Genomic DNA, 20,039 nt, shown 5'->3' with positions numbered 1-20,039 from the left:
GTATGCGAATGCATATGGGCACGCCCCACCATGGTTTCGGTTAGGCGAGGAACGTGCGGCAATCGGTGAATCAGTTAGGCGGTGTTCGGGTCGCGGCGCAGAGAAATGTTAATGTGCCAGTGAAGTTGCGGCCGGTATTGGTGGCTGCGGCAGTATTCATTGCCTTGATTATTACGCTGTTGCCCATCCAAGCGAGTTCGGCCGAGGTCTCATTCGAGACTTGGGCTGCAGTTGCTGAGGAGATGAATACTCAGCTCACTGACGGCTTGAATGCCTATAAGTCCGGGAATACTTCGGGCGCGGCTGCAGATGTGAAATCGGCATACAATTCCGTCTATGTCGGTGCCAATTTCTCCACGGTGGTGCGCGACACCATAAGCGCGGATGTGCAAAGCAGTCAGCAACAGCAATTCCGCTCGCTTCAGGAATTGGCATATACCACCGGTAATGAGGACGCTTTTGCCTCACAAGTTGCCGCATTGACCCAGGAACTTACCGATACTGCAACCCAGCTGGATGCCAATGCCGATTTGGCGGCCCCGGATGCCTATGCCAAAGCACAGGATGAGAAAATAGCGCAGGACAGGGCGAAGCTGGATGCGGCAAAGAAGAAAAACGAAGGCAAAGGCACCCGCACATGGTCCCAAATCGCCAGCGAAATGAGCGATATTCTCGATTCTGCCGTTGCCGCTTATGAGCAGGGCGACGGCTCCAAGGGTGCGAGCCTGGTCAACGAGGCCTACTATCAGTACTACGAAAAACTGGGATTCGAGAAAAACGTGATGAATGCCATAAGCGGCAATCGCGTTTCCCAAGTGGAATACCAGTTCAAAGAGTCGCGTCAGGCCATGAACAATGGCGAACCACTGGCTCAGGCCAAGCAATATATCGAAGATCTCAAGGCTATGCTTGCCCAGGATGCTCAGGAACTTGACGGTGGGGCGGCAGGTAATGTCAATCCATTGGTATCCTTTGCGACCAGCGCTTTCGGCCAGGCCTTCCTGATCCTCCTTCGCGAAGGTCTGGAAGCAGTGCTTGTGGTGGCGGCCATAATCGCATATCTGCTCAAAACCGGCAATAAGCGAATGCTGAAATACATCTATTTAGGTGTGGTTGCCGGACTTCTCGCCAGCGGTGTTGTGGCAGCGCTTTTCGTCTGGCTATTCAATGGATCAAGCTCACAGCAGGAGATTTTCGAGGGTGTTGTGGCGCTTATCGCCATGGTGATGCTCCTTTACACCAGCAATTGGATGCTTTCACGTTCCTCGATAACGGCTTGGAACAGCTATATCAAGAATCAAACGGCTGCCGCAGTATCTCGCGGCGGTGTGCTTTCTTTGGCATTGTTGAGCTTTCTGGCGGTATTCCGCGAAGGCGCTGAAACGGTGATGTTCTATCAGGCCATCTTCGCGATGACATCCGGAAGCACTGCGGGTATTTGGGGCGGTTTCATCTCGGCTGCAGTGCTCTTGGTGATTATTTTCCTGCTGATTCGCTTCACCTCCGTGAAGATTCCGATTCGTCCCTTCTTCCTCGTCACCAGTGCTCTGATGTCACTTTTGGTTATCGTTTTTGCTGGTGGCGGTGTGCATGCGCTGATCGAAGGCGATGTGGTCAACGGCACGTATGTCAACGGTGTGCCGACCAATGACTGGATTGGTCTGTATCCATATGCGGAAACGATAGCGGCGCAGATTATTGCGGCAATTGCCGTGATGGTGTTGATGACGATGTCCTTGGTCAAACAATCACGCGAGGCGAAAATCTCCGTAGCGGCTCAAGCCGAGCATGATTCCGCGCATTCGCATCAGTCCGAGGCTGCCGCGGCTGGGAAAGACGCGAACGAAGTAATAAGCGATGCCGCTGGTGATCCGCAACGCTCTGAAACCGGGACTTCGGAATCTCAAAGCACGGTTTCGGACGCACATCAGACCTCGGAATAACAACAACAGACGTACCATCCGGCGCCCTTGCGACGCCATTCACAGCACCGCACGCCCTGTGCAGGTGTCCGACTCACAGGAGAACACAAGTAATGAAGAAGAGCACAATATCGGGAATCGCAGCCTTGGTACTCGCTGGCGCCTTGGCTTTGGCCGGCTGCGGAAGCACATCGAATACCAGCTCAAACAGCGCTTCCAACCAATCATCCGACTCATCGGATACCTCCTCACCTGCGGATTCAGGAGCAGGTTTCGAAGAGTTCCCAGTAGGCGATAACCAGGATCAGGAAGTCGGGCCCCTTATGGTCGGTGCCGTGTACTTCCAGCCCATCGATATGGAACCGGCTGGAATGGGTCTGGCCGCCGCTGATTCCAGCTTCCACTTAGAAGCGGATATCCACGCCAATGACGAAGGCACCAAGCTGGGATATGGCAAGGGCGATTTCATCCCGGATTTGACTGTGGACTACGAAATCATCAACCAAGACACCAATGAATCTGTGCAAAGCGGAACCTTCATGCAAATGAACGCATCCGATGGTCCGCATTACGGTGCCAATATCAAGCTTGATGACGCAGGAACCTACACGCTGAAGCTTTCGATCCAGTCTCCTGCCAAGAACGGTTGGATGCTCCATGTCGATCCGGAAACCGGTGTGACAGGACACTTCTGGACCGAACCTCTAGAAGTGACCTTCGATAACTGGGATTACACGCCTCGCCAGTGGTAGGGGTCGCTGGTATTCGACGCCCACAAAGAGGGTTTGGGAACGCACTAGAGTGTCCTCGTTGAAGATCTCATTGAATATATGACAAGGATGCCGGTCAGGTCTGTGCGATGTTCGCAGATGTGACCGGCATTGGCTGTGAATGGACCGGACGGATTCAAGAAACCCCCGGCAACCATCCTCAATCGCAGTCGAGAATGAACCCCAGCTCAGGTCTTTGCAAAGAGGTCTTTACATATGAGGGCTTGATTCGATACATTGGCAGTACAAGCCAAGGAAAGAAGTGACAACGCATGCTGAAGCAATTTGTTACGGTGCTCTCGGGAACATTGCCGATGATGCTTGTGGTGATGTGCTTGGGCACCATGTTCACCGTTGGCGAGGGGAAATCCAAGCCGATAAGCGCCAAGTGGCGCAGTTGGGGACTGCTTGTCGGCATCGTTGCGGCAGTGGTCTTTGCAACGCTTCGAGCCACAGCGGTGATCACCCAGCGCACTTCGGTGAATCTGCCGGCACTTATGGCCACGGTTGTCGCAGATATCGCGGTTATCGTGTTGTTGGTGCGTGCACAGTCAATCACATCGCGTTGGCAGGAGCACCCTCGCCATATTCATGTGGCCAATGGCGTGGCCGCGGTTGCCATAGCTTTGACCACATTCTTTGCCTTGCCGGATGTGATACTGCAATTGACGGCATTCGTGGAGCCTGGTGAGTCGCCGTTCACTTCGGAAATGCTGCTCAGGGCACTGGGATTCCTGCTCGGCCTTGCCAGCTCCATTATTCTGGCCGCCATAGTGCGCACATTGCATGTTTCCGCGGTGCGCCCCTTCTTCCATATCGCTGCCGTCGCTTCGATGGTGCTGATGTTCCTTCAGCATCTCGTCGCATTGCTCCAAGTCATGCAAGGCTCGGTGCTGCGCATTCGCGGAGCGGCTTTCCGCATGTTGGTGTGGGGCATCAACCACCATGATGTTTTGGTACAGGTGCAGATGTGGGTATTCATCATCCCTGCAGTGGCATCGATTGTGGCCGGCATGCGCATGAAGGTGCGGGTTTCCAATATTGCCGAGCGGCGCAGGAATATCGCTTTCAGGCGCCGCGCCATATCGTGCGCGATATGGAGTGTGGCGGCGATGCTCGGTGTGACCATGGCGCTGACAGTCGGCGTGGCACAGACCAAGAAGGTTCCGGTTCTCTCCGAGCCTGAGGCATATTCATTGGAAGATGGCGTGGCCACCATTCCGTTCAGCCAGCTCGAAGACGGGCATTTGCATCGCTTTGAATACAAGGCCAGCGACGGCACCGTGATGCGTTTTATCATCATCAAAAAGAACGGTGGTGCCTATGGTGTCGGATTGGATGCTTGCGAGAACTGCGGTGATGCCGGATATTACGAAAAAGACGGCAAGATCATCTGCAAGAAATGCGATGTCGCCATCAACCTGGCAACCATCGGATTCAAAGGCGGATGCAATCCAATACCGCTGCCATATACGTCGGATGCCAATGCCATAACCATTCAGACAGCGGATTTGGATGCGCTCAGCGCCCATTTCACCTAAATACTGAGTAACTTTCAGTCTGCGATGGCACTGCTTCTGGGCAGAGCCGCACAACAGCGAAGTATGAAAACGTCATATGAAATTCGTCCATGAAAGGAGGCGGCGATGTTCTTTCTGCGCATGGTGTATCGTTCGTTCAGCCGCCAATTGAGGCGACGTCTGCTCATTGCCGTAACCGTATGTTTGTCTGCGAGCATTGCTGTGGCGATGCTGGGCATAGTATTCGATGTCGGCGATAAGCTCAATGCCGAGCTCAGTACCTATGGATCCAATATTGTGGTGCAGCCCAAATCGGATGCAGTGGTCTCCGAACTCTACGGAGGTGATCAGTCCGGCACAGCGGCGTCTTCAAGTGGACAGGATCCCACCGCTTTTTTGGCGGAGTCGGAAGTGCCCAAGCTCAAGACCATCTTCTGGGCATACAATATTACGAATTTTGCCCCGGAACTCACCATTCATGTGGATGTCACCACAGGGAGCGCCAAGAGTGAGCAGGTGCCGTTGGTGGGAACGTGGTTCAACAAGACGCTGAATCTCAACTCTGGCGAAACCACAGTCGTGGGCGTACAAGGCATGCGTTCCTGGTGGAGCGTGGAGGGCAATTGGCCCAAAGATGACACCGCGCAGGCCATGCTGGGCAAGGATTTGGCCACCCGACTCGATGTGAGCGTGGGGCAAAGCATCCAGCTGAGCAAAAACGATGCATCGCAAAGCATTCAGGTGGTGGGCATCTTCGACTCAGGAGATGACGATAACTCCGCCATATATCTGCCATCCTCGGTGGCTCAGACTTTGGCCGGACTCCCTGATCAGATCAATCGCATCGAGGTCAAGGCGCTCACCACTCCGGAAAATGATCTGGCAAGGAAAGCTGCCAAAAATCCTGCTGCGTTGAGTCAAGATGAATGGGAGACCTGGTATTGCACGGCATATCCAAGTTCCATTGCATACCAAATCGAAGAGGTTCTTCCTGACGCCGTTGCCAAGCAGGTCCGCCAGGTTGCGGCTTTGCAAGGCAATGTGCTCAATAAGACCAGCGCAGTGATGATATTGATGACGGCATTGAGTCTGCTGGCTGCGGCTGTGGCAGTGGCGAATCTGATGGCAGCTTCGATATCGGAGCGTTCCGCAGAACTGGCACTGCTCAAGGCAGTCGGCGCCACGGATGGCGCGGTATCACGATTGATGCTTATGGAAACGGCAACCATCTCATTGGTCGGCGCAATAGTCGGTTCCATATTGGGAGTCGGCGTAGCTCAGATCGTGGGGCATGTGGTATTCGGATCAGGCGTGACCATGCGCCCGATGGTATTCATTCTGGTATTCGTGCTCCTCGCCGTAACCGTGCTGGCCGCTTCCGCATCGACCATTCGTTCCATTCTTCACGTGCATCCTGCGGAGGTGTTGCATGGCAGATAAATCAGTGAATCCGCAGGAACGGGAACTCGATAAGAATACCGGCACTCAGCAGGAGCAGAGAGAGCACTTGGAGCAACATAATTCCGAAATGGCTGATAAGCAACAGCACGACCAGCACACTGATACCCGAACCATGGGAGGACGAAGCAATGCGGGGATGTTCCTCGCCATGATCTGGGGCGCTGTTGCAAGACGGCATGGCCGTGCGATCATGGCAGTCGTCGCATCCATGGTCGGGGCTGCAACCCTGTTCTGCCTGGCTGCGATATGCATTGCCGTGCCGCAACAGATGAATGAGGATATGCGGGCATATGGCGCCAATATGGTGGTGACGCCCATCGCGCAGAGCGCGGATTCAAGCTCTGACTCGACGCAGAATACGACCTCTGATGCACAAAGTCAGGATGCTGAGCAGTCCAAAGGCATTGCCGAGGCCATGGTTGAGCACACCACGGAGATGGTGGAGGCGAAGAGCGCTGCAACCTATGCCACATATCGTTATGAAAATGTGAGAGTGAATGCTGCGCCCTATGTTATGGCAGGGATTGATGTGAACAGTGTGCGCGACCTCAACCAGCACTGGAGCGTGGACGGCGAATGGCCCAGCGACGGCAATGTGATGGTGGGGCGCGATGTGGCCGATGCCATGGATCTGCAGATCGGCTCGCGCATAACCGTCGGATATCGTTCGGATGATAACGCAAGCGATTCGCAAAGCGACGGCAGCGCTGATTCCGCTACTGACAGTGGCCATGTCTCCAGTGACATTATGGAAACGGACGGCAAGGAATATCGCGTTGCCGGCATCTTGGACACGGGCGGTTCAGAAGATCAGATAATCTATGCCACGCAAGCGGATGTGGAAACGCTCACCGGGGTGAAACGCGGAGTGGATGTGATCGCCTATTCGGTCAATGCCTCTGCAGACACGTTGGATGAGATAGTCGAAAGCATCAACGATATGACATCCATGCATGTCAAGGCGCAGAAAGTCACCAAAATAACCTCTTCTGACACACGCATCATCACCATGTTGCAAAGCCTGTTCTGGGTTGTGTCATTGGTTGTGCTCGGATTGACCTTGGTCGGCGTCGGCACCACGATCTCCTCGATTGTCTCCCAGCGACGCAACGAAATCGGTCTGCGCAAGGCGTTGGGAGCATCGGCCGCTGGCATCGGCGTGGAATTCATGGTCGAATCGGCAGTGTATGGCCTTATTGGCGGCGTGCTGGGCACTGCATTGGGATACGCGTTCGCATGGATTTTGACCTCTTCGGTATTCGGCAGAGAGCTGGCATTCAGTTGGTGGCTGGGTGCGTGCTCCCTGATATTAAGCGCAATCGTGGCGGTTATTGCGGCATTGCCTCCGGTATTGCGAGCCACGCGGATCGATCCGGCCGTAGTGTTGAGGGAGGAGTGACGATGAGCGCAGCAGAACCACATATCAAGTCGGCACAACAATCGGAGAATGCTATGAGTGAATCACAGTCGATGTTGCTGAATTTGGAACACGTATCGAAAATCTATGGCGATTTGCATGCCGTGGATGATTTGAGCCTGACCGTCCCCGAGGGTGAATGGCTGGCTATTGTGGGATCCTCTGGTTCAGGCAAAACCACCTTGATGAATATCATCGGATGCCTTGACGCTCCCAGCAAAGGTTCTGTGAGTCTCGAAGGTCGCAAACTTGAGGATCTGAACGCTTCCCAGCTTGCAGATGTTCGCAAGAACGTTGTGGGATTGGTATTCCAGAAGTTTTATTTGGTGCCGCATTTGACCGCTGTGGAAAATGTTATGGTCGCCCAGTATTACCATTCTGTGGTTGATGAGCAGCAGGCATTGGATGCCTTGGAACAAGTGGGTTTGAAGGATCGCGCGCACCATTTGCCGAGCCAGCTTTCCGGTGGCGAGCAGCAGCGTGTGTGTATCGCCCGCGCATTGATCAATTGTCCCAAGCTGATTCTGGCGGATGAGCCGACTGGAAACCTGGACGAGAAGAACGAGAGAATAGTGCTCGACCTCTTCCGCAAGCTGCACGAGCAGGGGACGACGATTATCGTGGTCACCCATGATGCTTTGGTCGCCTCCTGCGCACAGCGGGAGATCATGTTGAACCATGGCGTTCTGGTCGGCGAAAAGTGGAACGACGAGAACGCCAAAGCCGAGTATGAAGCACAGGGCGGCAAGCCGGCATCCACGGGAGCGCAGGTCGAAGGTGCACAAAGCGGCGATGAGGCCAAGGATTTCGTTGATCCGACCAAGGCGGCAAAACACCGCGGTTCCTTGGAGGAAGGACGGCATAATGCGTGAGGATCAGTCGATGCTTGGCAAGATGCCGGAGGATAGGAACGGCACGTTAACCAAGAGCAACGGCGCGGAGCGGCATACTCGCAAGTCTGGTGTTGCCACGCTTTCCACGGCGGCGGTAGGCCTGATTGCCGCCAGCACACTGCTCGCTGGTTGCGGCAGCCCGACTGCCGTTCCTATGAATGATGAGTATGCGGGAAATGCAGGGGAATCAAGCTCTGCTCCTTCGCAGTCCACAACCGATCCGAATACCACGACCTCTGACAAGCAGGATACCGGCAATTATGCGGATGGAACCTATGCCATCAAAGGGCAATACGGGCCTATCGGCGAGGATTCTATTGATGTGAGTCTGACGGTTGCGGATCAGGATATTACTGCCGTTTCCATTGTGGGACACCCTTCAAGCACTATTTCCAAAAACCATCAGGATGCCTTCTCGCAAGCCATCCCCGGAGTGGTTGTGGGAAAGCCGCTGAAGGATCTGAAAATCGATACCGTTGCGGGCGCAAGCTGGACTTCTGAGGCGTTCAACAAGGCATTGGAAGTGGCTCGGCAGGAAGCCTCAATCGGCGGGTGATTCGATCCGGAGGTTGCTGATGGGTGCTGTCTGAACGTCACTCTAAAAAGAGTTACTTCAAAGAGAGCTGCTCCAAAGAGAAGGAGAGGCCTCGAGATCGCATATTGTTGCGTCTTCTCCTTCGATACACTGAGGAGATCATCGCTGTTGCCGCCGTTTCCGCTGTTGCAACTGTTGCCACAGTCGCTACTGCTGCTGTGAAGGGGTTATGGCTGGCCACAGTACATTGGCCATCGCTTGGGGCCAAGGGGTTTCCTCTGGGCCGGAATCTGCCACACTTTGTCGAAGCGCCTGCTGTGCAACCATGGATCCGATCACCGTGCTGAAGAGGAACACGGTATCCAATCCTGTTCGGAACACTCCGGCACGAGCGCCGCGATCAATGAAGTCGGTGAAGAAACGCTGGGCAGGGACCACATGTTGCTCGACGATTCTGTTGAAGTATTCATTGCCAGAAGTGATTGCCACTGCCACGGCATCCAGGCCGATATCTGATGTGAAACGTCGCAGCATATATTCAAGAGCGCATTGCAGGTTATCGCGACTCGGCTCAAGGTCTTCGCACTCTGCTTCAACCGGCGCATCCGGTATCGCCAAATGCTTCAACATCTCTTCGGTATTGCGATAACGGCGATAAATGGTCGTTTTTGCAACGCCGCTGCGTCGTGCCACCTCTTCGATACTGACCGCTCCTACGCCAAGTGTTGTGGCGATATCCACTGTCGCTTGCATGATTTTGCGATCGGTTTCTTCGCGTGCATGTTCGCGACGGCTCTGAAGTTTGGTCGGATGGGTGGGATGGGACCGTAACAGATTCATATGTTTCTCTTCTTTGATTGCTTTCGATGATGACTTTCAATATCCGGCGCGATTGCATGGTCTTCGTGAACCAAGAGACTGCTTGCCGCTGCCGAATGGTGTGCGCCATGCGCCGTCGATACTGCGGGCTGAAATGGCTATGCCAATAGCTTGGTGCTTTCCACCCGCTCGACATACGCCTTGTTGAATCGCATAAGAGGCTTGCGCAAGAACAAACCCAGGATGAGTGCAGGGGGAACGAAGAGCAGCAGCAGTCCCAATTGATACCAATAGTCATTCATATATATCCCTGCAATGGCGGCACGTGCGGCCAGAATGGAATGCGTCATGGGCAGATACGGGCTCAGGTCGCGGATGAAACTCGGCAGGAGTTGCAGTGGATATGACCCGCCCGCACCCGAGATCTGCAAGATGAGGAAGACCATGCCAAATGCTTTGCCCACGTTGCCGAAGCTGGCAACGGCGGTGTACATCAGCAGTGAGAACACCAGACTGCTCACCCATCCCGTCAGCATGAACAACCACGGATGAACCATGTGTATGCGCAGAAAGAGCAGGGTTCCTGCGCATGAGAATGTGCTTTGCAGCAAGGCAATTGTGGCGAAAATACCGTAATGGCCGAGGAAGAGCTGATGTGGTTTGGGATTGCCCAGCTCCTTGCGGGTTTTGCGTGAAACCGAAACCTTCAAGGCGATAAGCATCAGCAGCGAACCCACCCACAGAGGAATGAAGGTGTAGAACGGGGTCATCGAAGCGCCGAAATTCTCTATGGGGAATTCGACGGTGCGATTCAACGACACCGGCGCCGCGAGCGTCGCGGCAAGAGTATCGGGATTGTTGCCAAGTACTTTGCGCACTTCTTGCATATCGCCACTGTTCAGGGCATTGCTGAGCTGAGTGTTGAAATCGGCAAGACGCTTTCCGGTATCGTTCAACAAGCTTGACATAGTAGACAATGTTTGTTGCACATTATTCAGGCTGTCGTTGGCCTGATCAACGGTGTTCTGCAGGCCGGCAAGCGATGAGGAAATATCGCCGCTCAGCGATCCGACCGAGGTCTGCAAGCCATTGATATCCGAGGTAATCTGGCTGATCTGCGGCTTGAGCGTATCGGCAAAATCGGTTTGCACGCTTGCGATTTCACTTTTCGCCTGCGTGGCCAAATCCTTGACCTGTTGATGCTGAGACTGGGCGGTGCTATTGTCCTGATCGACTTTGTCCGCGGCTGCATTGAGCGAATCACGCAGCGAAGTGATTCGGGTTATCACAGAATCCAGTGCGGTCACAACCGCTGAATCTTGGCCGAGCAACGAGGCGGCGTTCTCTCGGATTTGTTGATATGGGGCAATCTGGTCATTGACCAAGGATGCCTGTTTGCGCAGCCCAGAGGACACATCGGATGCGCTCGCATTCACATTGGAAAATACGCTGTCGATATTGTCCGCGACTGAGGCGTAACTGTTGCTGCTGGTCGTAAGGGCGTCGGCAAGCGTCGAAGCCGAAGTGTCCAAAGCGCTTGCGATATCACTGACGCTTCCGGAAGCCTGCTGAATTTGGTCTCGTGCATTCCCCGCACTGGTGGAAGTGGTGCTCATAAGCGCATTGGCGCTGGAGAGCAGGGATTGCGCTGCTCCAGTAAGTGAGCCGTAGGAATCCAATGTGGTTGCCGTGGAGGTGAGCTGATTGGCGAATTCTGAGATATTCGTGCTGAAATTACTCAGCATCTGCTGGGATTGCAGCTTATCCAACTGTGTCGAAATCTGGTTGGCAATGCTCAGCGCGATATTGGCCAGTGTTGATGCAAACACTTGGTTGAGCTGTGCTGAGATGCCTTCGGCTCCCTGACCGGTGACCTTCGGAGCCACCGCGTTGAGCTTTTCATTGGTGTAATAAGCCAGATTCGCCCGTTGCCCTTCATCGGAGAAGAATGTCATCATGGTGGTGCTGAAATCCTTGGGAATAACCACTGCGGCATAATATTCACCGGATTTGGTTCCCTCGATGGCATCCTCTTCGCTGGTAAAGGTCCAATTGAGCTGGTTATTCGAACGCAAGGAACTGATAACCTGTTCTCCTACATTGATTTTGAGTGGGATGAGATCGCTTTGATAGCCTTCGTCGATGTTGGCGACGGCGAATTTGAGATTGCTGGTATTGCCGAATGGATCCCAGCTGGCGGCGATATTGAACCACGCAAACAGTCCCGGGAAGGCGACCAGCCCAATGGTGATGATTATGGATGCGATATTGCTAGTCAGGCGGCGCAGGTCGCCCTTGTAGAGCTTCCACATGGTTGACATGCTATTCATCCTCTCCGGTGTCGGTTGCGGTTTGTTGCGTGGTATTCGTGCGGATATCCGTGGGGGCTGGCGTCACAGTCGGTTTGATGCCGCTCGCGGGCAGTTCCTGTGTGTCCGCTGAGCTATTATTTTTGGCTTCTTCGGTTGGTTGTCGGTTCTGAGCAGTCGCTGTGGCTGCAAGCAAGGCCAAATTTGCCTGATGTCGTTCGGTGCCCGCAAATTCGTTTGCCAGCTCGGCGATATCGCGTGACGGGGAGGCTGAATGCTTTGCATTGCCGGCACGGTATATGTTCCGTTTGCGTTTGGACGATGACTTGTATTCTTTGGACAGAATCTCGCGGATGGATTCGTCGCTGAGCGTGCCTAGTCGAACTTGTCTCTCGATACTGTCCCGAGTCATCTCCAGCGTCATGAGCACGGTGACGATGACGAAGAACCACACGAACCAAGCGGCCAGAGCGATAAGCATCGTTCCTGTGGTCAAAGAGAAAGTGATGGCCAAAACAGCGGGGACTACCAGTCCTGCAATAAAGGCCGCTCGTTTCAATTGTGGATATCGGTGTTCGAATTCGGCTGCCTTGCGCTCGATGGCTTCACGGTATTCATCCTTATTGGCCAGCATGGCGATGGCTTGGGAGATGCGGAATTCGCGCCCCGGCATTTGCATCGGCTCATAGGCAATCATGTCGCCTTCCTTGATTTCACGGGCGAAAAGCCTATTGAGATTGGTCAGATATGGACGGATAACAAGACCAAGGAAGAAGAATACGACTGCGAAGAGCAGTAATACACCCATGCTGTTGAGCCAATGATTGCCATAGAATCCGCCGATGGTTTCGCGGAAAGCCTTGATGGAATATGTAAAAGGGAAGAAAGGATACAGCGCTCGGAAGAATCGCGGCATGATTTCAATGGGATACAAACCTGATGCGCCGGGTACCTGCACGATAATCAACGCCATGATCAATCCCTTACCCACATGAAGGAATGAAGTGGACATGGCGAAGGCAATGCTGAGATACACCAATGAGACGAGCATTCCGGTGAGAATGAACATCAAGGTATTCACTGTTTGCACGCCTATGATCAGCTCCCCGACAGTGGTGACCAGCCCCTGCACCATCGCGATTATGGCCAAAAGAAGCCAGCGTCCCCCAATAGCGTTGGCCGGGGGTGAGGTCTTCAATGCCTTCGTCGTCGGTTTCCAGCTTGAACATGACCATAAGCATGAAGCGCCGGCCCAGAGAGAAAGATTGATGAACAGAGGAGCCATGCTCGAGCCATAGGCGTTTATGGAATACAGCGTATGCGTGTCGATGACGGTTGGCGAGAGCATGAATTTGGCGATTGCTTCTGTGTCCAGATTGCCGTCGATGCCAAAGAGTTCCTTGAGGAGATTGGCATCGGCCAAAGCGGTGAGATCGGTGCTCAGGGTGTCTAACTTGGTCTGAAGCTGCGCCAATCCGGCGTCGGTGTTGCTCAGGGCTTGACGCGCCGAGGATGCTGCCTGGTCGAGTTGATCCAAAACGGTGGATACCTGATCAAGGGTGGTTGACTGGCTGGAAATGCCTGCGCCCAAGGATGCCGAGGCTGTGGATAGGCCGGTAAGGCCTGTGTTCAGACTGGGCAAGGTGCCTGAAATAAGACTTGATCGGGCATTGCCTGTGGTTTGCAAGGTCTGTTGCGTTGCCGTATTGATGGAATTGGCAGTGGCGGCGGCACTGGTTACGGTGTTGCCGACGTCGGTATTCAGTTGCTGCAGGCGGCTTGTGGCATCTGTCAGTGTGGCGTTTTGTTCGCTCAGTTTGCTGATCAGGTCATTGCTGCCGGGCAGATTCATCGCTTGCAAGGTGCTTATGAGATTTGCCGCGTCTGCATTGACTTGTTGAGCGACATTCAGCGTGGAAGCAACATTGCCATTGGCTTCGGTGAGTGATGCGGCCACGCTTGAGGCAAGCAGATTCGTGGAAGAGCTTGCCTGAGACAATAGCGCTGCGCCCTTGTCGAGGGAAGTGGACGCAGAGCCGATAAAGGAGTTCAAGCCTGTTTGGGTTTGACTGATCAATGTTGCCGTATCGCTCAGTGTATTGCCGGATTGTTGCGCGATGCCACGCAAAGTATTCACCGTTCCGCGGGCTCTTTGTGTGGAATCCGGAACCTGTGCGAGTGAGGCGTCCAGAGATGCGATATTGGAACGGGTATTGTTCAACGTGGCTTGAACGGTATTCAGATCCTTGACCGTTTGGTTATGCGCATCTGATAATTTCGCGCTTAATCCGGAAGCCGTTGAGTTCAGGGTCGAGGATACGACTGAGCTGACGGTGGATACGAAAGTGCTGTTGATTTGCCTATCCACGGTATTGGCGCCGGTGTCTGAGATTTTTGTGGCGACGCCATTGGCTTTTTCGTTGACGTAATAGTTCAACGTAGGGCGTTCGCCGCCGGTCGCAGCGGCCACAAGACGGGCGCTGAAGTCTTTCGGGATCACGATCGCGGCATAGCTTTCTGCGGATTTGACTTGTCGCAATGCCTCGTCTTCATCAACGAAACGCCAGCCAAGATTGTCGTTGGAACGCAGTGTGGTCTCGATTTCCTTGCCGAAGTTTACGGTGCCCACCAATTCGCTTGTGGTGCCAGCATCTTCATTGGCCACCGCGACCGGAATGTTCTTGGTATTGCCATACGGGTCCCAGAATCCGATCGTGTTGATCCATGCATACAGCGGCGGGATGGCGACGAGACCGATAAGAATCACCCAAGCGGCCGGGACTCGCAATAATCGCAAGGCATCGCGGCGCACAATTTTGAGCACATTCCCCATGGTGTTCCTTCTGATTGGATCAAAGATATACGCTACGCATCGCGTAGCGCTACGTAGATAGTAGCGCCAAGAGGAGGACAAGAACGTGAATATGCAATTATTCGCTTATTGCGAAGTGTGTTGTGGTGATGAAGAATCCTTCGGCCGCATTCAAGATCAGTCCTGTAGGCCCAAGATCATATTGTTTCGAGGATGGGCGAGCGGTTGGGGGATGGGCGAGTGAATGGAGAATGGGCAAAGAAAAAGCCGCCCCGTGTGTAGGGCGGCTGTAAGTCAAGGACGACGGTTCCTTATCGGCCTGCGTCTGCAATCAGAAGCTAGCATCAGTTGGGCTGGAGGTGGACGAGGAGTTCGAAGATGAACCGCTTGAAGATGAACCGGAGGAACTATCCGATCCACTGCCATAGTTGGATGAGTCGCTTGAGCCTGGACCGCCGTTGCCGCTCGGTGGCTGACCCATGCCGCCGGAGCTGGAATCGCCGCCCATCTGGCTCATGCCTCCCATCTGTGACATATCAGGTCCTGATTGCTTGGTGAAAGCGCCGACTATGGCTCCGCCGGCAACGCCTCCGACCGCGCCGCATACCAGGGTGATTGCGATCAGGATGCCGATCATTTTGCCGGTGAGCTTGTTGGGAGCGGGAGCTGTGGTCGTCGCAGCGCCGGTGTGTTGCGCCTGTGCGCCATAACCGTAGGCGGGTGCCGTCGAAGAAGCAAAACGTCCGTCATACGATTGACCAGTGCCGGCCGCGGTATTCGCCGAAGCATACGGAGAATTCTGGTACTGTCCGGCCGATGACTGCGTGTTCTGCGATGTTGAATTGGCGGCAGAATTGGCGTTTGCGTTCCAATACCAATTTCCGTTATTGGACTGTGATTGGCTTTGCGCAGGCGTTTCCGGCAGAGTCTGGGTTGCCTGAGTATCGGTGGTGTTCAAGATTTCCGTGCGCTCGGTCTCGTTGACGGTGTCTCCATTGCCACTGCTGTTGGCGGTGGTGTTGGGGTTGGTGTTGTCGGTCATGATATCTCCTTATTGATGTGCTTATTTGGGAGTATTGGTTGTTTACGCAGAGGTACGTTTATAGGGACCAAGTGGTCGTGGTGCCGAAGGTGCTGTCGAAATCGCTGCGGTTGATGAGATCCTTGGAAAGCTGCGTTTCGTCGTCGGCCGTAACTGTTGTGCCATAGCTGCCGGTCACCGTCACGGTGATATCGCTATCGCCTTGAACCACGGTCTTGCCATTGGCCACGATGGTGACGGTGCGTCCGGAGGAATCCATGACCTTGCCTCCTTCAGCCACATTCATATTGGAAACTGTGGTGTCCTTGGTGACGGTCCAAGTCGAGGTTCCGTCCACATTGATGGTCAAAGGCTCATCGACAGTGGAACCGGCTGAGTTTTCGGTAATCGTTGCCGAACCGGTCCAGGTGGAACCTTCCAACAGGTTCAAGGTCACTGAGGATATGGTGTCCACGTCGATATCGCCATTCAGCGTCTGGTTGCGGCCAGTGAAGTTCACCGTGGCGCCGTTGGAACCGGATTGGCCCCAGTTATTCGAATCGTTGCCAGCTGCGGTAATGAGCGAAGCCGCATCCGAATCGAAATCCAGTGTGGTGTTCTGCAGCACCACATTCGCCGAAGTATTGGTGAAGTAGAACATCGAGCCGGAGGTTATGTCCGATTTCAGTGTGGAGTCCTTGGCTTGGAAGGTGGCATGCTCACCCGTGGAGGATTCCGCGTCTCCGGAAGTGGACTGATAAATGATGATGCCGTTGGCGATTGGGTCAGAACCCGTTGTGCTGGTATTCGTGCTTTCCAACGTCGAATCATTGATCAGGATGGTATTCATGCCTTCCATGCCGGCGATTTGCGCGCCGGTTGCGGTACCGGTTACGCCCGATACCTGAACGTCTCCGGTTGAATAGAGCAGAGGGGATCCGGAGCCGGCGGTGCTCAGCTTCGAATTCGTCACTGATACCGAGCCGCCGCCGCGATCGGTGGCTATTGCGGCGCTGTGGTCTCCTTGGGTGGAGATGGTCAGATTATTGCCGATAATCGTGCCGGAATAGGTGGCGTCCAGTCCGCGTGAATTGTCTGCACTTGTCGTGATGGAAGTGTTATTGGCATAGACGGTTGCGGAATCAGTGGAGAATATGCCGTTTGATCCCGAGCTGGTCGCATTGATGCTGCTGTCGGAAATGGTGGCCTTTGAGCCATCGCCCACTGCAAGCAATACGGAGTTTGTACCGTAGAAGTTGTTGTTGTCGGCGTTGTCGCTATTGCCGGATTTCTCCAAAGTGCCATTGGTTATGGCCAGTGTGCCGCCATTGGTTGCCAATGATGCATTCTGATCGCTATCAGTTGCCGTGGTGGTTTCCGAATCGGAAGTGACGCTCTCCCCATCGGCGGTGAGTGCGGCATTGTAAGTGCCTGAATAGTCGTAGGACATGGTATTAGCGCCGCCGCTTGTGCCTGCGTTAATCATGGTCGCCGCGGCGGATGACGTTCCGCTTCGCATAACCAAGGATGCGACGGTTCCGGTTCCGAGGCCGACGATAAGCGAAGCCGCTGCAGTAAACGCCATGGTACGGCTCATGGTTGAACGCCCTGATGCCTTGGCTTTGGGGCGAGCATTATGGCTGGTCATCATACATCCTTTCCTATGGAGTGATGTGACAGATGGGTAGGCCGTTCACTGTCGTGAGCGGCATTGGGGTGTCGGTCAGGGTTGCGGCTGAAACCTGGTGGGCTGGTCGCATCGGTGCAGGACTCTTGTCAAAACTTGTTGTTTTGCCACGGTCTCGCTCCATCTTCTGTCGGTGCTGGTTTGCTCCGTTAGGTAGTAGTTAACTGCAGTAACCCGTGTTGGAGCTGGTGTCGCCCACAAGATTGACTTCGGTGTTGCCCAAGGCATACTTGATGATTCTTGGAAGTTTCCTGAAAGGGATGCGTCTCAAATGTGACGCTGGACCTAAGCATTGCAAGTCGAAGGACACCGTGCGCTCGGGCATGATAGCGTTGAAGTGGGCTTGAAGCGGGGAAGGTAAGGTTGCCATGGAGAACGAGTCAACGGCGCAGGAACGGCGCTTGCCGCTAGTTACCCGAGTGTATGGATTGCTGACCCTGCTCAGCGGCATCATCACCTTACCTGCAATGGTTTTGTATACCATATATGCAATTCACGAAGGCATGAAACAGGGCATGGTGGTGGATGCCATAAGTCTGGCGTTCATATTGTCTTGTGCGCAAGTGGTTGTGCTCCTGATCAATATGGTGTGCATGATGGTGCTGGGTGTTTCCTTATTGCGCAGTCGAAGAAAACACGCAGCGAGATGGGCATACGCGCTTATTCCGCTGACCATCATTGAGTGGTTGCTATCACTGGCTTTGCAGGGCTTGGGAAGCAATCTCATCGCGACAAGCGTCAAATTATGCATCCTCGTGGCATTGTCCGTTTCGCTTGATCCGGGTCTGCTTGAGGAGCGTCGACTTCAACACACGCTGCGTCGCATGGAGGATCGCGACCAGTATGAGACAGCGCTTTCACAAGGCATGCTCGGCAGAGATATGAGTGGCAAAGGCTATATCGCTCTGGATTTCTTCAATCTCTTCTGGTTGTTCATGGTGGGCAGCGTAGTCGGACTGCTTATCGAAACGGTGTATCACTTCGCGATATTCGGTGAATACCAGGAACGGGCAGGACTGCTATGGGGGCCGTTCTCGCCGATTTACGGCTTTGGCGCGGTTATTTTGACAGTGTGCCTCAATAGGCTTTGGCGCATGAATATCGTTTTGGTGTTCTGTGCCAGCGCGGTTATCGGAGGTGCTTTCGAATTCGCGGTCAGTTGGATTATGGAAGTGACTTTTGGTATCACCGCATGGGATTACACGGGGCAGTGGCTGTCCATTGACGGCCGCACTTCCGGCAAATACATGGTGTTTTGGGGAGTATTGGGCGTGGCTTGGGTCAAGTTCGCGCTGCCTCATCTGCTCGCGCTGATCCAGCGCATTCCTTGGAAGCGTCGATACACATTGACTGTGATTTGTTTGGTGGCGATGCTGGTGAATGCTGGAATGACCTTGATGGCTCTCAATAGCTGGTATGACAGGATGTCAGGCGGTCCGCAAAATACTCCGGTGGCTCAGTTCTTTGAACGGCATTTTGATGATGAATATATGCAAGAGCGATTCCAAACCATGCATATTGATCCCGGCAAGACAGGGCGTATCGATGAGGATGCCAAGCGTTTCTATTTCACCAACAATGACGGGCGTTGGCCGTTCTGACGGCTGAGGTATTCCCACGTCATTGTGGGCGGTTTTGCGATGTGCTGAGTGGATCGGGATCGGGGCCCGCGCGGTGGCTGCGCATGGCAAAGGCCTTATGCTTGGTTGGTTCAACGCCAATCAAGCATAAGGCCTTCGCCATTACCTTGCTTTTTCTCGCTAGTGCTGAAACCAGTCGAAGAACCGAATCGGATTAGAAATCCCAATCGTCATCGTCGGTTTCGACTGCCTTGCCCATGACGTAGGAAGAACCCGAGCCAGAGAAGAAGTCGTGGTTTTCGTCTGCATTGGGGCTCAGCGATGCGATGATTGCAGGATTCACATCGCATATTTCCGCTGGGAAGAGTGCAGGGTAGCCCAAATTCATCAAAGCCTTGTTGCCGTTGTAGCGCAGGAACTTTTCCACATCCTCAACCAGGCCGACACCGGCATAAAGGCTTTCGGTGTAGTTCACCTCGTTGTCGTAGAGCTCGTTGAGCAGATCGTAGGTGTAGTCCTGCATCTCGTCGCGTTCGGCCTCAGAAACCATGGCCAAGCCCTTCTGGTACTTGTAGCCGATGTAATAGCCGTGCACGGCCTCATCGCGGATGATAAGGCGGATCACGTCTGCGGTATTCGTCAGCTTGGCGTGGCTGGAGAAAATACATAGGCAGGTAGAATCCGCTGTAGAAGAGGAAGGATTCGAGCAGGGTGGAAGCCACCTTGCGCTTGAGCGGCTATCGCCTTCGTAGTAATCGAGAACGATCTTCGCCTTCTTCTGCAAGTACTCGTTTTCCTCGCTCCATGCGAAGGCTGCGTCGATTTCCTTGGTGGAGCACAGCGTGGAGAAGATACTGGAATAGCTCTTGGCATGCACTGATTCCATGAATGAAATGTTGGTGTACACGGCTTCCTCATGGGGGGTGAGCGCATCAGGGATCAGGGATACAGCGCCGACCGTTCCCTGAATGGTGTCCAGCAGGGTCAGGCCGGTGAACACGCGCATGGTCAGGGTGTGCTCTTCTTCGCTCATCTTCTGCCAAGTGGGAATGTCGTTGGAAACCGGCACCTTTTCAGGCAACCAGAAGTTTCCGGTGAGACGGTCCCAGACCTCGAGATCCTTTTCGTCTTCGAGGCGGTTCCAGTTGATTGCGGTAACACGGTCAATGAGTTTCAGTGGTTGGCGTGGAATGGAAATCGGTGGCATGCCAGTATCCTTTCATGAGGCGTGAGATGTGGATGGTATTGCTTCTGGACACCTGTCCGGTTGTGGCCAGTCAGATATCCAATCGA

At 54.0% G+C, this 20,039-nt stretch carries 14 protein-coding genes; 8 read left to right on the top strand and 6 right to left on the bottom strand.

Translation table 11 applies throughout. The features are described from left to right. The first annotated feature begins 113 nt into the window (after positions 1-113). The 7 genes from BITS_RS07075 to BITS_RS07045 all read left to right on the top strand — a co-directional run bounded on the left by BITS_RS07075 (position 114) and on the right by BITS_RS07045 (position 8,539). On the top strand, positions 114-1,943 hold the full coding sequence (locus BITS_RS07075) for an FTR1 family iron permease (RefSeq protein WP_407712218.1): 1,830 nt from the start codon (positions 114-116) through the stop codon (positions 1,941-1,943). Positions 1,944-2,035: 92 nt separating this feature from the next. Beyond that, positions 2,036-2,674 (top strand): iron transporter, encoded by a 639-nt coding sequence (locus tag BITS_RS07070; RefSeq protein ID WP_026641690.1) that lies wholly within the window; start codon positions 2,036-2,038, stop codon positions 2,672-2,674. A gap of 290 nt (positions 2,675-2,964) precedes the next feature. Further along, positions 2,965-4,233 carry a DUF2318 domain-containing protein gene (locus BITS_RS07065; RefSeq protein ID WP_026641689.1) on the top strand — a complete coding sequence of 423 codons (1,269 nt, stop codon included), beginning with the start codon at positions 2,965-2,967 and terminating at the stop codon, positions 4,231-4,233. A gap of 105 nt (positions 4,234-4,338) precedes the next feature. Continuing rightward, positions 4,339-5,652 carry an ABC transporter permease gene (locus BITS_RS07060; protein ID WP_026641688.1) on the top strand — a complete coding sequence of 438 codons (1,314 nt, stop codon included), beginning with the start codon at positions 4,339-4,341 and terminating at the stop codon, positions 5,650-5,652. Positions 5,653-5,785: 133 nt separating this feature from the next. After that, the gene (locus BITS_RS07055; protein ID WP_026641687.1) at positions 5,786-7,072 is read left to right on the top strand and encodes an ABC transporter permease; all 1,287 of its coding nucleotides are present in this window, start codon (positions 5,786-5,788) and stop codon (positions 7,070-7,072) included. A gap of 71 nt (positions 7,073-7,143) precedes the next feature. Next, on the top strand, positions 7,144-7,962 hold the full coding sequence (locus BITS_RS07050; RefSeq protein WP_026641686.1) for an ABC transporter ATP-binding protein: 819 nt from the start codon (positions 7,144-7,146) through the stop codon (positions 7,960-7,962). 22 nt (positions 7,963-7,984) lie between these two features. Further along, positions 7,985-8,539 carry an FMN-binding protein gene (locus BITS_RS07045; RefSeq protein WP_026641685.1) on the top strand — a complete coding sequence of 185 codons (555 nt, stop codon included), beginning with the start codon at positions 7,985-7,987 and terminating at the stop codon, positions 8,537-8,539. 186 nt (positions 8,540-8,725) lie between these two features. Here BITS_RS07045 and BITS_RS07040 read toward each other — a convergent pair whose 3' ends face one another. The 5 genes from BITS_RS07040 to BITS_RS07020 all read right to left on the bottom strand — a co-directional run bounded on the left by BITS_RS07040 (position 8,726) and on the right by BITS_RS07020 (position 17,130). Further along, the gene (locus tag BITS_RS07040; RefSeq protein WP_044259648.1) at positions 8,726-9,358 is read right to left on the bottom strand and encodes a TetR/AcrR family transcriptional regulator; all 633 of its coding nucleotides are present in this window, start codon (positions 9,356-9,358) and stop codon (positions 8,726-8,728) included. A 137-nt stretch (positions 9,359-9,495) separates the two neighbouring features. Further along, positions 9,496-11,658 (bottom strand): YhgE/Pip domain-containing protein, encoded by a 2,163-nt coding sequence (locus BITS_RS07035; RefSeq protein ID WP_026641684.1) that lies wholly within the window; start codon positions 11,656-11,658, stop codon positions 9,496-9,498. 1 nt (position 11,659) lies between these two features. Beyond that, positions 11,660-14,479 carry a YhgE/Pip domain-containing protein gene (locus BITS_RS07030; protein WP_052366679.1) on the bottom strand — a complete coding sequence of 940 codons (2,820 nt, stop codon included), beginning with the start codon at positions 14,477-14,479 and terminating at the stop codon, positions 11,660-11,662. Between the two features lie 310 nt (positions 14,480-14,789). Further along, on the bottom strand, positions 14,790-15,500 hold the full coding sequence (locus BITS_RS08760) for a hypothetical protein (RefSeq protein ID WP_051264305.1): 711 nt from the start codon (positions 15,498-15,500) through the stop codon (positions 14,790-14,792). Positions 15,501-15,558: 58 nt separating this feature from the next. Beyond that, positions 15,559-17,130 carry a beta strand repeat-containing protein gene (locus tag BITS_RS07020; protein WP_229774840.1) on the bottom strand — a complete coding sequence of 524 codons (1,572 nt, stop codon included), beginning with the start codon at positions 17,128-17,130 and terminating at the stop codon, positions 15,559-15,561. Positions 17,131-17,534: 404 nt separating this feature from the next. Here BITS_RS07020 and BITS_RS07015 point away from each other — a divergent pair, with 404 nt between their 5' ends. Beyond that, positions 17,535-18,767, top strand: a complete 1,233-nt coding sequence (locus BITS_RS07015) for a putative ABC transporter permease (protein ID WP_081693479.1) — start codon at positions 17,535-17,537, stop codon at positions 18,765-18,767. A gap of 193 nt (positions 18,768-18,960) precedes the next feature. Here the strand turns inward: BITS_RS07015 and nrdF are convergent, their stop codons facing one another. Next, positions 18,961-19,953 carry a class 1b ribonucleoside-diphosphate reductase subunit beta gene (gene nrdF / locus BITS_RS07010; protein WP_081890989.1) on the bottom strand — a complete coding sequence of 331 codons (993 nt, stop codon included), beginning with the start codon at positions 19,951-19,953 and terminating at the stop codon, positions 18,961-18,963. Positions 19,954-20,039 lie beyond the last annotated feature (86 nt).

Source organism: Bifidobacterium tsurumiense (assembly GCF_000741765.1).
Taxonomy (GTDB): Bacteria; Actinomycetota; Actinomycetes; order Actinomycetales; family Bifidobacteriaceae; genus Bifidobacterium; species Bifidobacterium tsurumiense.
The sequence above is the reverse complement of the archived record's forward strand: the minus strand, read 5'-3'. Positions and strand labels throughout refer to the sequence as shown.

Excerpts from the sequence above, each read along its gene's own strand:
- BITS_RS07070 (WP_026641690.1), top strand. The coding sequence starts at position 2,036 with ATGAAGAAGAGCACAATATCGGGAATCGCAGCCTTGGTACTCGCTGGC.
- BITS_RS07065 (WP_026641689.1), top strand. The coding sequence starts at position 2,965 with ATGCTGAAGCAATTTGTTACGGTGCTCTCGGGAACATTGCCGATGATG.
- BITS_RS07060 (WP_026641688.1), top strand. The coding sequence starts at position 4,339 with ATGTTCTTTCTGCGCATGGTGTATCGTTCGTTCAGCCGCCAATTGAGG.
- BITS_RS07055 (WP_026641687.1), top strand. The coding sequence starts at position 5,786 with ATGGGAGGACGAAGCAATGCGGGGATGTTCCTCGCCATGATCTGGGGC.
- BITS_RS07050 (WP_026641686.1), top strand. The coding sequence starts at position 7,144 with ATGTTGCTGAATTTGGAACACGTATCGAAAATCTATGGCGATTTGCAT.
- BITS_RS07045 (WP_026641685.1), top strand. The coding sequence starts at position 7,985 with ATGCCGGAGGATAGGAACGGCACGTTAACCAAGAGCAACGGCGCGGAG.
- BITS_RS07040 (WP_044259648.1), bottom strand. The coding sequence starts at position 9,358 with ATGAATCTGTTACGGTCCCATCCCACCCATCCGACCAAACTTCAGAGC.
- BITS_RS07035 (WP_026641684.1), bottom strand. The coding sequence starts at position 11,658 with ATGTCAACCATGTGGAAGCTCTACAAGGGCGACCTGCGCCGCCTGACT.
- BITS_RS07030 (WP_052366679.1), bottom strand. The coding sequence starts at position 14,479 with ATGGGGAATGTGCTCAAAATTGTGCGCCGCGATGCCTTGCGATTATTG.
- BITS_RS08760 (WP_051264305.1), bottom strand. The coding sequence starts at position 15,500 with ATGACCGACAACACCAACCCCAACACCACCGCCAACAGCAGTGGCAAT.
- BITS_RS07020 (WP_229774840.1), bottom strand. The coding sequence starts at position 17,130 with ATGATGACCAGCCATAATGCTCGCCCCAAAGCCAAGGCATCAGGGCGT.
- BITS_RS07015 (WP_081693479.1), top strand. The coding sequence starts at position 17,535 with ATGGAGAACGAGTCAACGGCGCAGGAACGGCGCTTGCCGCTAGTTACC.
- nrdF (WP_081890989.1), bottom strand. The coding sequence starts at position 19,953 with ATGCCACCGATTTCCATTCCACGCCAACCACTGAAACTCATTGACCGT.